Raw genomic sequence first — 13,079 nt, 5'->3', positions numbered from 1 at the left:
CCATACCCTGGATGCTGCCCCGCCTTTGTGGCCGGTTTGTGACCCCCGGGCGGCGGCCTCGCGGTGGTATCGCGGCCTGGTGCGGGCAGATGCGCACGGCGCCGGGCGCGGCGGCGGCAAAGCCGCGGGACGGCGCGGGCGGCCACTTGCAAACCGCGAAAGGAGTGTGGTAAGGAACCCCCGTCTTCGGCGGCGCCCCCTCCGAGGCCGAGTTTTATTGTTGAATTTCAATGCCCTGTCGGCGCCCTGCCGGCGGTGTTGATCAGCACGATATCGGGACAGCGCGAAAGTGGCATCGGAATCGACACGGGTATCCGGGCTGGCCGTCCGCTATGCGGCGGCGCTCCACGAACTGGCCGAGGAGACCAGGGTCACCGACGAGGTGGCCCGCGACCTGAAGGTGCTTCAGGACATGCTCGGCGAAAGCGACGACCTGCGCCGGTTCATCGCCAGTCCGGTGATCGCGCGGGCCGACCACGAGACGGGGATTCTCGCGCTGGCCGATCGCGTCGGCGTGTGCGCCACGACCCGCAACTTCCTGGGTCTGGTGGCGCGCAAGGGCCGCTTGGCCGCGCTGCCCGGGATGATCCTGGCGTTCCAGCGCGAACTCGCCAAACGGCGCGGCGAACTGACGGCCCAGGTGGTCACCGCGCGGCCCCTGGACGACGCGCAGAGCGCCAGCCTCGCCGCCCGCCTGAAGCAGGTGGTCGGCAACGAGGTCGCCATTGACGCGCGCGTGGACCCGGCCCTTCTGGGCGGCATGGTGGTCCGGCTGGGATCGCGCATGGTCGACAGCTCCCTGCGCGCCCAACTGCAACGCTTGAGTCTCTCCATGAAAGGGGTTGGATGATGGAAATCCGCGCGGCGGAAATCTCCGCGATCCTGAAGGACCAGATCGCCAGCTTCGGGGCCGAGGCCGAGGCGGCCGAGGTCGGCACGGTGCTGTCGGTCGGTGACGGGATCGCCCGCATCCATGGCCTCGACAACATCCAGGCCGGCGAGATGGTCGAGTTCCCGGGCGGCGTCCGGGGCATGGCGCTGAACCTGGAAGAAGACAACGTCGGCGCGGTGATCTTCGGCGAGGATACCGGCATCCGCGAGGGCGACACCGTCAAGCGCACCGAAGCCATCGTCGACGTGCCGGTGGGCGCCGGCCTGCTGGGCCGGGTCGTGGATGCGCTCGGCAACCCCATCGACGGCCTCGGTCCGGTGGGCGACGTCCAGCGCAAGCGCGCCGACGTCAAGGCGCCGGGCATCGTGCCGCGCCGCTCGGTGCACGAGCCGGTGCAGACCGGCATCAAGGCCATCGACGCCCTGATCCCGATCGGCCGCGGCCAGCGCGAGCTGGTCATCGGGGACCGCCAGACCGGCAAGACCGCCATCATCCTGGACACCATCCTCAATCAGAAGGATGTGAACGCCAAGGCCAAGGACGACAGCGAGAAGCTGTACTGCATCTACGTTGCCGTCGGCCAGAAGCGTTCGACCGTGGCTCAGGTGGTGAAGACCCTGGCCGACCGTGGCGCGCTCGACTACACCATCGTGGTCGCCGCCACCGCCTCCGAGCCGGCCCCGCTCCAGTATCTGGCGCCCTACACCGGCTGTGCCATGGGCGAGTGGTTCCGCGACAACGGCAAGCACTGCGTCATCTTCTATGACGATCTGTCCAAGCAGGCCGTGGCCTACCGCCAGATGTCGCTGCTGCTGCGCCGCCCGCCGGGCCGCGAGGCGTTTCCGGGCGACGTGTTCTATCTGCACTCGCGCCTGCTGGAGCGCGCGGCGAAGCTGAACGAGGATCACGGGTCCGGTTCGCTGACCGCGCTCCCGGTGATCGAGACCCAGGCGAACGACGTCTCGGCCTACATCCCGACCAACGTCATCTCCATCACCGACGGCCAGATCTTCCTGGAGACCGACCTGTTCTTCAAGGGCATCCGCCCGGCGGTGAACGTCGGCCTGTCGGTGTCGCGCGTCGGCTCGTCGGCGCAGGTCAAGGCGATGAAGAAGGTGGCCGGCACCATCAAGCTGGAGCTGGCGCAATACCGCGAGATGGCGGCCTTCGCGCAGTTCGCCTCCGACCTGGATCCGGCGACCCAGAAGCTGCTGAACCGCGGCGCGCGCCTGACCGAGCTGCTCAAGCAGGGCCAGTACTCGCCGTTCCCGGTCGAGGCGCAGGTGGTCTCCATCTACGCCGGCACCAAGGGCTACCTGGACGGCATCAAGGTCGACGAGGTGGGCCGGTTCGAGCGCGACATGCTGAGCGAGATGCGGGCCAAGTCGCCGGAGATCCTGGAGGCCATCCGGACCGAGAAGGTCCTGTCCCAGGAGACCGAAGAGAAGCTGGTGGCGTTCCTGGACGGCTTCGCCCGTACCTTCGCCTGATCGACCGACCTCGCCCCCAGGAGCAAAGGCGCCGCGCCCCATGCCGAGCCTGAAGGACCTGCGTAACCGGATCTCGTCGGTCAAATCGACCAAGAAGATCACCTCGGCCATGAAGATGGTGGCCGCCTCGCGTCTGCGAAAGGCGCAGGAGGCGGCCGAATCGAGCCGTCCGTTCGCCGAGCGGATGAACCGCATGCTGGGCACCTTGGCCGGCAGTGTCGTCGGCCTGCCCGGCGCGCCCCCGCTGCTGGCCGGTACCGGATCGGACCGGCGTCACCTCATCGTCGTGGTGACGTCCAATCGGGGCCTGTGCGGGGCGCTGAACTCGAACACGGCGCGCAATGCGCGGGCGCTGATCCGCGAGTTGCAGGCCGACGGCAAGGAGGTCAAGGTCCTCTGCGTCGGCCGCAAGGGGCGCGACCAGCTCAAGCGTGACCATCAGAATTTGATCATCGACACCATCGAGGACTTCGGCCGGCGCACCGTCACCTACGCCGAGGCCGAGGCGGTGGCCGAGCGCGTGCTGGACATGTTCGACGCCGACGCGTTCGACGTCTGCACGCTGATCTACAACCGCTTCCGCTCGGCCATCAGTCAGGTGGTGACGCGGCAGCAGTTGATTCCGTTCCCGGTCCCGGAAAGCGCCAACGACAACGAGGCGGCGGCCGACGACGGACCGCGGGCGATCTACGAGTTCGAGCCGTCCGAGGAGGACATCCTGGCCGACCTGCTGCCGCTCAACGTGAAGACGCAGATCTTCCGCGCCATGACGGAAAACTACGCCTCCGAACAGGGCGCGCGCATGACGGCTATGGACAACGCCTCGCGCAACGCCGGCGAGATGATCGACGACCTGACACTGCAGTACAACCGCACCCGCCAGGCCATGATCACCAAGGAACTGATCGAGATCATCTCCGGCGCCGACGCGCTCTGAGGCGGCGTCCGCCGGACGCGTCACCGCATCCCGGGTTTCCGTGTCGCCCGCAACGGACACGGACCACTTGCTGACAGGCGCGCGCCACCCCTTGCGCCGCGCGCCGCGACGGACCAGGCAACCAGGAGCACACGCCACATGGTGACCGCGAACACGAACACCGTCGGCACGATCACCCAGGTGATGGGCGCGGTCGTGGACGTCCGCTTCGAGGGCGAACTGCCCCCCATCCTGTCCGCGCTGGAGGTGGACAACCACGGCACCCGCCTGGTCCTGGAGGTCGCCCAGCACCTCGGCCAGTCCACGGTCCGCACCATCGGCATGGACAGCACCGACGGCCTGGTGCGCGGTCAGGAGGTGCGCGCCACCGGCGAGCCCATCCGCATGCCGGTCGGCCCCGAGACCCTGGGCCGCATCCTGAACGTGATCGGCGAGCCGGTGGACGAGCGCGGCCCGGTCACCACCAAGATGACCAGCCCGATCCACAAGGGCGCGCCCGAGTTCGTCGACCAGTCCACCGACACCGAGATCCTGGAGACGGGCATCAAGGTCATCGACCTGCTGGCGCCCTACACCAAGGGCGGCAAGGTCGGCCTGTTCGGCGGCGCCGGTGTGGGCAAGACCGTGCTCATCATGGAGCTGATCAACAACATCGCGAAGGGGCACGGCGGCTACTCCGTGTTCGCCGGTGTCGGCGAGCGCACCCGCGAGGGCAACGACCTCTATCACGAGATGATCGACTCCGGGGTGATCGACCTGGAGGGCACCAACTCCAAGGCCGCGCTGGTCTACGGCCAGATGAACGAGCCGCCCGGTGCCCGCGCCCGCGTCGCCCTGTCCGGCCTGACCCTGGCCGAGTACTTCCGCGACGAGGAAGGCCAGGACGTGCTGTTCTTCGTCGACAACATCTTCCGCTTCACGCAGGCCGGCTCGGAGGTGTCCGCGCTGCTCGGCCGCATGCCGTCCGCGGTGGGCTACCAGCCGACCCTGGCCACCGACATGGGCAACCTGCAGGAGCGCATCACGTCGACCAAGAAGGGCTCGATCACTTCGGTGCAGGCCATCTACGTGCCCGCCGACGACCTGACCGACCCGGCCCCGGCGACCTCCTTCGCCCACCTGGACGCCACCACGGTGCTCAACCGCGCGATTTCGGAGCTGGGCATCTACCCGGCCGTGGACCCGCTGGACTCCACGTCGCGCGCCCTCGACCCGAACGTGGTCGGCAAGGAGCACTACGACGTGGCCCGTGAGGTGCAGCGCGTGTTGCAGACCTACAAGTCGCTGCAGGACATCATCGCCATCCTGGGCATGGACGAGCTGTCCGAAGAGGACAAGCTGATCGTGGCGCGCGCCCGCAAGATCCAGCGTTTCCTGTCGCAGCCGTTCTTCGTCGCCGAGGTGTTCACCGGCTCGCCGGGCAAGTACGTCAAGCTCGAAGAGACCATCAAGGGCTTCAAGGGCCTGGTCGAGGGCGAGTACGACCACATGCCGGAGCAGGCGTTCTACATGTGCGGCACCATGGACGAGGCCATCGAGAAGGCCAAGAAGATGGCGGCCGAGGCGGCGTAACGGTCGCCGGCGCGGGGCCGCGCCCGCGGCCCCCCGATCACGCCCCCGATCACGCCCCGAATCACGGCGCTTTCCCATCGGTCGGCCCGCCCGCGGGTCGACGGCAAGGAACGGACAGAGCATGGCGGACACGACGGAATTCGAACTGGTCTCCCCCGACCGGCTGCTGATCTCGGAGCCGGTGGAGATGGTGGTCGTTCCCGGGGTCGAGGGCGACTTCGGCGTGCTCCCCCGCCATGCCCCCATGCTGTCGACGGTGCGCCCGGGGGTCATCGACATCCACGAGGGCGGCCAGGTGAAGACCCGCCTGTTCGTGGCCGGCGGTTTTGCCGAGGTCACCGAGGACCGCTGCACCATCCTGGCCGAGGAAGCCCTGCGGCTCGACGAGGTGACCGCCGAGACGGCGCGCGAGCGGCTCCAGTCCGCGCGCGACGATCTGGCCGAGGCCGAGGATAATCCGTCGCGCGCCCGCGCCACCAAGGCGGTGTCCGTGGCCGAGGCGCTGGTGGCGGCGGCGAGCGGCTGAGCGACGCCGCCCGGTCCAGCGGTGGACGACTGCAAAACGGGCGCCCCCAGCGGGGCGCCCGTTCGCTGTTGCGGGGGTGGGACTCTCCGGGGGTCATTCCCCGGGGCGAAGGGCCTGCGCGGTCGTGCAGCGTTTTACCACCGCCGAGCACTTCGTGATGCTGCCGAAGCCCCAGCCGGCGCGGTTGTCGCTGCGCACGGCCAGAATGCGGCCGTCCTGCACCGCGACGTCGAACACGCAGGCGCGGGCGTGGCGGTCCGGGTCCGCGTTCAGGTCCGGGGCGGGGTCGGCCCGCAGCCGGCCGTCCGGCCCGCGCGGCTGGGCCGAGGAGTACACGTAGGCGGTCGGGGTGCCGTCCGCGCTCTGCTGTACGGCCAGGGGTTCGCCGATGCAGCGGGCCAGTAGGGCGACGTCCTGGCCGACCAGGGCCTCCTGGGCCGCGCGGACGGTCTTCAGGTGGGGCGCCCCGCAGGCGCCGAGCAACAGCGGTGCGGCGGCGGCGAGGCCGAGGAGGGCGAGGCGTGGGGGCGTAACCGTCATGGGGCTCTCCGTGGTTGGCGCGGGGGCCGCCGCCGTCAGGCGGCGCCTTGCGGCAGGCGGCCGGTCATGCGCAGGCCGTCGCGCATGTTCAGCCCCAGCAGGGTGATGTTGACCGCGCCGGCCACCAGTTCGACGACCTGCACGGCATAGAACGCGGCATCCAGCTCGCCGGCGTGGGCCTTGGCGGCGAGAAACAGCGCGGCCGGGATCAGGACCAGCAGGCCGTTGGCGGCGATGAACGGCATGCGCTTGCGCTTGGGGTCGACCAGGCCGCCGCGCTGCCCCTTCGACAGCCGGAAGCCGCTGCCGCCGGCCGCCATCAGGGCCGGGATCAGCACGATGAACCCCCAGGGGATCCAGGTCTTGACGGCGATGATGGCGGAGACGGGACCGAACGCCTCCGAGACGACGGTCGCGATCCAGAAGGTGAGGATGGTCGCCAGGGCGACGGCGCCGGCGACGGGATGAAGGGCCTTGGGCATGGACGGCTCTCCTCTCAACGGGTTGAACATAGCCGGCTATATACCATAAACATAGCACGCTATTCAAGATGGCGACGGGGTCATCATGGCGGCCCTCCGGCCGGCTGCGGCGCCGCGACCCCGTGCGCGCCGCCGCGCCGGGCCCGGCTGGTCGCGGTCCGCTCGCGCCGGATGCGGCGGCTGAAGACCAGCGCATACAGGGCGGGCACGAACAGAAGCGTCAGGAAGGTCGCGCCAAACAGCCCGCCCATGATGGTGGTCGCCATCGGTCCCCAGAACGCGGAGGTGCTGAGCGGGATCATGGCCAGGATGGCGGCCAGCGCGGTCAGGACCACCGGTCGGGCGCGCCGCACCGTCGCGTGCACGATGGCGTGGGCCAGCGGTTGGCCGGTCTGGCGCACGTCGGCCTCGATCCAGTCCACCAGGATGACGGCGTTGCGCATGATCATGCCGGCCAGCGCGATCAGCCCCAGCAGGGCCACGAATCCGAACGGCCGGTCCGCCAGCAGCAGCGCCAGCACCGCCCCTATGATCCCCAGCGGGGCCGTCAGCACCACCAGCAGCAGGCGTGCAAAGCTCTGCACCTGGACCATCAGAACGGTGAGCATGCCGAGGATCATCGCCGGGAACAGGGCCACGATGGAGGCGTTGCCCTTGGCCGATTCCTCGATCGCGCCGCCTTTCTCGATGTGGAAGCCGGGCGGCAGGGCGGCGCGGATGCCCGCCAGACGCGGCCACAGGTCCATCGTCACGTCGGGGGGCTGGACGCCGTCGACCACGTCAGCGCGGACGGTGATGGTGATGTCCTGGTTGCGCCGGCGCAGGATCGCCTCTTCGGCCTCGTAGTCCAGGCGGGCCACCTGGGTCAGGGGCACCGGCCCTGCCCGGGTCGGGATGGTCAGGTCGCCCAGGTGCGCCAGGTCGACGCGTTCGTTCGGCACCGCGCGTGCGACCACCGCCACCGGCTCGGTGCCGTCGCGCACCGTGGTGACCGCGACCCCCGAGACCAGGGTGTTGAGGGTGCGGGCGACGTCGGCGGTGTTCAGCCCGAGCGCGCGGGCGCGCGCCTGGTCCACGTCCAGCACCACCACGGGCAGGCGTTCGCTCCAGTCCAGGTGCGGGTCCACCAGCCGTGGGTCGGCGCGCATCACGTCCTGCACCGCACGGGCGATGCGGCGGGCCGCCATGGCATCCGGCCCCATGACGCGGAACTCGACCGGGAAGCCCACCGGCGGCCCGTACTTGAAGCGGTGCACCCGCACCCGGGCGCGGGTCAGGGCGCCGTCCGCCAGGGCCGCCTCCAGGCGGGCCTTGACGCGTTCGCGCGCGGCCACGCCCTTGGCCACGATAATGATCTGCGCAAAGGCGGGGTTCGGCAGCTCCGGGTTGAGCCCGAGCCAGAAGCGGGGCGGCCCGGCGCCGATCGTGGTGGTGGCGGTGGCGATGTCCGGGTCGCCGGCCAGCAGCGACTCGGCCTCGCGCGCGACGGCGGCGGTGACGTCGATGGCCGTGCCCTCCGGGAGGCGCAGGTCCACGAACAGCTCCGGGCGTTCCGACAGCGGGAAGAACTGGCGCGAGACCTGCCCGAAGCCGACCAGCGCCGCGGCGAACAGGGCGACCGTGACGATCACCACCACCAGGCGGCGGCGCACACACCAGGCCACCACGGCGGCCAGCAGGCGATAGGGCCGGGTGGCGTAGGGATCGCCGCCGTGCCGCTGCTGGCGGCCGGCGAAGCTGGGCAGCAGCCTGACCCCCAGGTACGGGGTGACCACGACGGCCACCAGCCAGCTCGCCATCAGGGCGAGGCCGACCACCCAGAAGATGCCGCCGGCGTACTCGCCCACCGCCGAGTTCGCGAACCCGATCGGCAGGAAGCCGATGGCGGTGACCAGGGTCCCGGTCAGCATGGGAAACGCGGTCGAGGTCCAGGCGTAGCCGGCGGCGGCGACGCGGCTCCAGCCCTCCTCCATCTTCACCACCATCATCTCGACCGCGATGATGGCGTCGTCGACCAGCAGGCCGAGGGCGATGATGAGCGCCCCCAGGGTGATGCGGTGCAGGTCCAGACCCAGCATCGCCATGCCGATGAAGGTGAGCGCCAGCACCACCGGCACCGACAGCGCCACCACGACGCCGGTGCGCACCCCCAGGGTCAGGAAACTGACCGCCAGCACGATCGCCAGCGCCTCCGCGAAGACCTTGAAGAACTCGCCCAGCGCGTGGTCGACCACCCGGGGCTGGTCGGCGATCTTGGTCACGTCGATGCCGACGGGAATCGCGGCCGCCATCTCGGCCATCAGGGCGTCCGCCGCCTCCCCCAGGGCTAGGATGTTGCCGCCCGACTCCATCACGACGCCGAGCAGCAGGGCCGGCGCCCCGCCGACCCGCACCAGGTGGCGCGGCGGGTCCTCGAAGCCGCGCGTGACGGTGGCGACGTCGCCGATGCGGAAGACGCGGCCGCCGGCGGCGACCGGCGTCTCGGCCACGGCGCGGGCGCCGTCGAAGGCGCCGGAGACGCGCAGCGGCACGCGCTGGGCCGTGGTCTCGACGATACCGGCGGGGGCGACGGCGTTCTGATCCGCCAGCGACCCGAACAGGTCGGCGGCCGACAGGCCCAGCGTGGCGAGCCGGGCGTGGCTGAACTCGACAAAGATGCGCTCGTCCTGATTGCCGTACAGGGTGACCTTGCGCACGTCGGGCAGCCCGAGGAGGGCCTGGCGCAGGCTCTTGGCGACGTCCTTCAGGGCGGCGTAGTCGGTGCCCGCGCCGGTGATGGCGTACAGGATCGAATCGACGTCGCCGAACTCGTCGTTGACCGCGGGGCCGATCACCCCGTCCGGCAGGTCGGGCTTGAGGTCGCGCAGCGTCTTGCGGAGCTGGTGGAACAGCTCCGGCAAGGCGCGCGGCGGCATGCTGTCGCGGAACTCGACCTGCAGGGCGGTGAACCCGGGCTGACTGTAGGTGGTCACCGACTCGAACCAGGCGAGTTGTTGCAGGCGGGTTTCCATCCGGTCCGCCACCTGGGCCTGCATCTCGGCGGCGGTGGCGCCGGGCCAGCGGGCGGTGACGTTGGCGACCTTGATGGTGAAGCCCGGGTCCTCGGCCCGGCCCAGGCCCAGGAAGGCGATGGTCCCGCCGATCGCGATCACCAGGACCAGGAACAGGATCAGCGCCGGGTGGCGCACCGCCCACGCCGAGAGGTTGCCGGGTCCCGTGGCCTGCTGGTGAGGGCTGCCCCCGTCCATCGCGCGTCCCCTAGAACGAGAGGGTGTCGACGACGCGCACGGTCTGTGCGGCGTCGAGCTTCTGGGTGCCGAGGGCGACCACCCAGTCGCCCGTCGCCACGCCGCCGCCCAGCACGGCGGCCTCGCCCTCGTAGGCCACCACCGCGACCGGCTGCCGGCTCAGGGTGCCGGCGGCGCGGTCGACCACGAACACCGCCGGCCCGTCGCCGTCGTCGCGCAGCGCGGCCAGCGGCAGACGGGCGACTGGGCCGCCGTCGTTGGCGCGCACGGTCACGGTCACCGTCATGCCGAGTCGCACGTTCGGGTCGGGGTCCAGAATGCTGAAGCGCGCGTCATAGGTGCGGGTCAGGGGGTCGGCGGCGGGGGCCAGCTCCCGCAACCGGGCCTGGTAGGTGCGGTCGGGATCGGCCCACAGCGACACCCGCGCCGCGCCGGCCCGGGCCTGGGCCACGAACCGTTCGGGCAGGGCGACCAGGGCCTCGGTCTCCGCCGTGCCGGCGACGCGGATGGCGGGTTGTCCCACCGCCACCACCTGGCCCGGTTCGACCAGCACGGCGGTGACCACGCCGGCGACGTCGGCGCGCAGCACGGCGTAGTCCAGGGCATTGCGGGCCAGGGCGACGGCGCGTTCGGCCCGGGCGAGCCGGCCCGCGGCCTCGTCGGCGGCGGCGCGGCGGGCGTCCAGGACCGACTCGGCGTTGACGCCGCGCCGGTGCAGCGACTCGGCCCGGCGGCGTTCCGATTCGGCCAGGCTCAGGGCGCTGCGGGCGGCGCGCGCCTCGGCCTCGGCCTGCTCGAGTCGCAGACGCAGGTCGGTGTCGTCCAGGGTGGCCAGCGGCGCCCCGGCCGTGACCCTGTCGCCGACGTCGACCGGGCGGCGCGCCACGCGCCCGGCGACCCGGAAGCCGTGATCGCTTTCGAGTCGCGGGCTTACCGTGCCGACGAAGCGGCGTTCGGTGACCGGTGCCTCGTAGCGCACCTGCGTCACCAGCACGGGCCGCGCGGCCCGGTCGCGGTCCGTCGGCGCCGCCGTGTGGGCGGACGGGCGGGCGGCCTGGGAGGCGGCCTCGGTCTGGCATCCGGCCAGCGGCGGTGCGGTCGCGAGCGAGAGGACAAGCAGCAGGGCGGCGGGGGACGGTCGCATCGGACGCTCCTCGGGTTCGTGGCGCACGGCGGCGCCGGCGGCGACGGAAGGGCGCGGCGGCGGGCCAGGGTCCCGGTGTGTCGCGTTTGCGACAACTCATGCGCGCTTATTTTTCGGGTTGAACGCACGGCGCCAATCTGGTAACTCGTTTCCTGGATGGCAACTGGTTGTCAGAATAGCAACCGGTTGTCACGGAAACAAGACCGCGGATCCGGTGTGAGGCCCGTCGCCAAGCACCGGTCATCCCTCACGGACCCGCGTGACATCGCGGCGGGGACCTGCGCCAGAACGGCCGGTCCGCACGGGGAGGTGTCGTCTGCCGACCGTCGGCGTGCGACCCAAAGCCCCTACTTCCTGCTGGAGAATTACAGCGACCGAGACCGGTGGCCGCGTCGCGGCCCCGACCCCTGGCGCGCGGCCGACCCCTCGGAGGCAACCATGACCCCCACACCACCCCGACCGCCCGGCTCGTCCGCGCCAGAGCGCGTCCCGCTCCCCCGCCCGGTGCCGCGCCCGTTTCATCGACCGCATCCCCCGTCACAGAGGCCCCATTGCCATGAAGACTGACCACTCCATCGACGTCGCCTGCCCCGCGGACCCGGCCTTCCGGGTCGGGCTGGACGTCAGCCGCTGGCCGGAGATTTTCCCGCCCTGCCTGGCCGCCCGGGTCCTGGAGGAAACCGACACCCGGCAGAAGATCGCGCTGACCGCGCGCGCCAACGACGCCGTGCTGAGCTGGGAGTCCGAACGCGCCATCGACCGCGACAACCGCCGCATCAGCTTCGCGCAGAGCAAGCCGTCGCCTCTGGTGCAGTTCATGAAGGGCACCTGGCGCTTCGAGCCCTCGGACGCCGGCTGCACCATCACCCTGACCCACGACTTCGAGATCGCCGACAGCGTCGCCGGGATCGTGGAGGGGGTGACCACCCGCGAAGAAGCCGCCGACTTCATGATGCGGTCGGTGGAAACCAACAGCCGCAAGGAGCTGGCCGCCGTCGCCGCCCGCCTGGAGCGCGAGCGCTGGCGCCACGCCTTCGCAGAGTCCCTGGTCCTCACGCAGCCGGCCGCGCTGGTGTTTCGCCTGTTGCGCGACGCCGCGTGCTGGCCCTGGCTGCTGCCGCACTGCACCGGCATGGAGGTGCTGTACGACGACGGCACCTACCAGGAGTTCGTGATGGTGGTGCAGGTCGGCGAGACCGAGGAGCGTATCCGCAGCGTGCGCATCGTCTCCGCCGACCGCATCGACTACTTCCAGCCCGCCCCGCCGCCCGCGCTCACCGAGCACCGCGGTCGCTGGACCGTGACCGAGACCGAGGCCGGCACCGAGGTCGTCTCCTGGCACGAGGTGGTGTTGAGCCCCGCGTTCTGGGCCGGCAAGGACCCGGAGGAGGCCAAGCACACCGTCGAGACCGCCATCAACCGCAACAGCCTGGGCACCATGCAGGCCATCGCCGCCAAACTGGGGGGACCCGATCATGCGTAACGCCCTCATCACCGGCGCCAGCCGCGGCATCGGCAAGTCCATCGCCGCCCGCCTCGTCGCCGACGGCTTCAACTGCGTGCTGGTGGCGCGCGACCCGGACCGGCTCCAGGAGACCGTCGCGGCGCTGTCGCGCCCGGACGTCACCGTCGTCGGCCTGACCTGCGACGTCACCCAGCCCGAGGCGGTCGCCGCCCTGGTGCAGCAGGCGCGCGAGGCTCTCGGCTCCATCGACGTGCTGGTCAATTGCGCCGGCCGCAGCGGCGGCGGCGTCACCAAGACCATCGCCGACGACCTGTGGCGCGACGTGATCGAGACCAACCTGAACGCGGTCTTCTACGTCACCAAGGCGGTGTTGCAGTCCGAGGCCATGGGCAGCGGCGGCGCGGTCATCAACATCGCCAGCACCGGTGGCAAACAGGGGGTCGTGCACGGCGCACCCTACAGTGCCTCCAAGCACGGCGTGGTCGGGTTCACCAAGGCGCTCGGCCTGGAACTGGCCCGCGACGGCTCGGACATCACGGTCAACGCCGTCTGCCCCGGCTTCGTCGAGACCGAGATGGCCCAGCAGGTAAGGCGCAACTACGCCAAGATCTGGGACGTGACCCCGGAGGTGGCGAAGAGCCGCATCGAGGCCCGGGTGCCCATCGGCCGCTACATCGAGCCGGACGAGGTCGCCGCCATGGTGTCCTACCTGGCCTCCGACCACGCCCGCGGCGTCACCGCTCAGGCCATGAACGTCTGCGGCGGCCTGGGCAACTACTGATC

At 70.9% G+C, this 13,079-nt stretch carries 11 protein-coding genes; 7 read left to right on the top strand and 4 right to left on the bottom strand.

Features of this window, described 5'->3' with window-relative positions; genetic code table 11:
* The first annotated feature begins 289 nt into the window (after positions 1 to 289).
* The 5 genes from GGD88_RS07085 to GGD88_RS07065 all read left to right on the top strand — a co-directional run bounded on the left by GGD88_RS07085 (position 290) and on the right by GGD88_RS07065 (position 5,417).
* A complete protein-coding gene (locus GGD88_RS07085) occupies positions 290 to 850 on the top strand; it encodes a F0F1 ATP synthase subunit delta (RefSeq protein WP_184433393.1) in 561 nt (186 codons plus the stop codon).
* The gene (atpA, locus tag GGD88_RS07080; protein WP_184433608.1) at positions 850 to 2,382 is read left to right on the top strand and encodes a F0F1 ATP synthase subunit alpha; all 1,533 of its coding nucleotides are present in this window, start codon (positions 850 to 852) and stop codon (positions 2,380 to 2,382) included. Before GGD88_RS07085 ends, atpA begins: the two co-directional genes overlap by 1 nt.
* 40 nt (positions 2,383 to 2,422) lie before the next feature.
* Positions 2,423 to 3,319 (top strand): F0F1 ATP synthase subunit gamma, encoded by an 897-nt coding sequence (locus GGD88_RS07075; RefSeq protein WP_184433390.1) that lies wholly within the window; start codon positions 2,423 to 2,425, stop codon positions 3,317 to 3,319.
* A 138-nt stretch (positions 3,320 to 3,457) separates the two neighbouring features.
* On the top strand, positions 3,458 to 4,891 hold the full coding sequence (atpD, locus tag GGD88_RS07070) for a F0F1 ATP synthase subunit beta (protein WP_184433387.1): 1,434 nt from the start codon (positions 3,458 to 3,460) through the stop codon (positions 4,889 to 4,891).
* Positions 4,892 to 5,012: 121 nt separating this feature from the next.
* Positions 5,013 to 5,417, top strand: coding sequence for a F0F1 ATP synthase subunit epsilon (locus tag GGD88_RS07065; RefSeq protein ID WP_184433384.1), 405 nt, complete (start codon positions 5,013 to 5,015; stop codon positions 5,415 to 5,417).
* Positions 5,418 to 5,510: 93 nt separating this feature from the next.
* Here the strand turns inward: GGD88_RS07065 and GGD88_RS07060 are convergent, their stop codons facing one another.
* The 4 genes from GGD88_RS07060 to GGD88_RS07045 form a co-directional block, all read right to left on the bottom strand.
* Positions 5,511 to 5,957, bottom strand: coding sequence for a hypothetical protein (locus GGD88_RS07060; protein WP_184433382.1), 447 nt, complete (start codon positions 5,955 to 5,957; stop codon positions 5,511 to 5,513).
* 35 nt (positions 5,958 to 5,992) lie between these two features.
* Positions 5,993 to 6,439 carry a hypothetical protein gene (locus GGD88_RS07055; protein ID WP_184433380.1) on the bottom strand — a complete coding sequence of 149 codons (447 nt, stop codon included), beginning with the start codon at positions 6,437 to 6,439 and terminating at the stop codon, positions 5,993 to 5,995.
* An 83-nt stretch (positions 6,440 to 6,522) separates the two neighbouring features.
* Positions 6,523 to 9,687, bottom strand: a complete 3,165-nt coding sequence (locus tag GGD88_RS07050; RefSeq protein ID WP_184433378.1) for an efflux RND transporter permease subunit — start codon at positions 9,685 to 9,687, stop codon at positions 6,523 to 6,525.
* Positions 9,688 to 9,697: 10 nt separating this feature from the next.
* Complete coding sequence (locus GGD88_RS07045) at positions 9,698 to 10,831, bottom strand: efflux RND transporter periplasmic adaptor subunit (protein WP_184433376.1); 1,134 nt, start codon at positions 10,829 to 10,831, stop codon at positions 9,698 to 9,700.
* 556 nt (positions 10,832 to 11,387) lie between these two features.
* On the opposite strand from GGD88_RS07045, the gene GGD88_RS07040 reads away from it, so the two are divergent.
* A complete protein-coding gene (locus GGD88_RS07040; RefSeq protein ID WP_184433374.1) occupies positions 11,388 to 12,314 on the top strand; it encodes an aromatase/cyclase in 927 nt (308 codons plus the stop codon).
* The gene (locus tag GGD88_RS07035; RefSeq protein ID WP_184433372.1) at positions 12,307 to 13,077 is read left to right on the top strand and encodes an SDR family NAD(P)-dependent oxidoreductase; all 771 of its coding nucleotides are present in this window, start codon (positions 12,307 to 12,309) and stop codon (positions 13,075 to 13,077) included. The genes GGD88_RS07040 and GGD88_RS07035 overlap by 8 nt, the downstream gene beginning before the upstream one ends.
* Positions 13,078 to 13,079 lie beyond the last annotated feature (2 nt).

Origin of the sequence: Roseospira goensis (assembly GCF_014197795.1) — a bacterium.
Classification (GTDB): domain Bacteria; phylum Pseudomonadota; class Alphaproteobacteria; order Rhodospirillales; family Rhodospirillaceae; genus Rhodospira; species Rhodospira goensis.
Note: the sequence above shows the minus strand (reverse complement) of the source record. Positions and strands in the feature narration are given on the sequence as shown.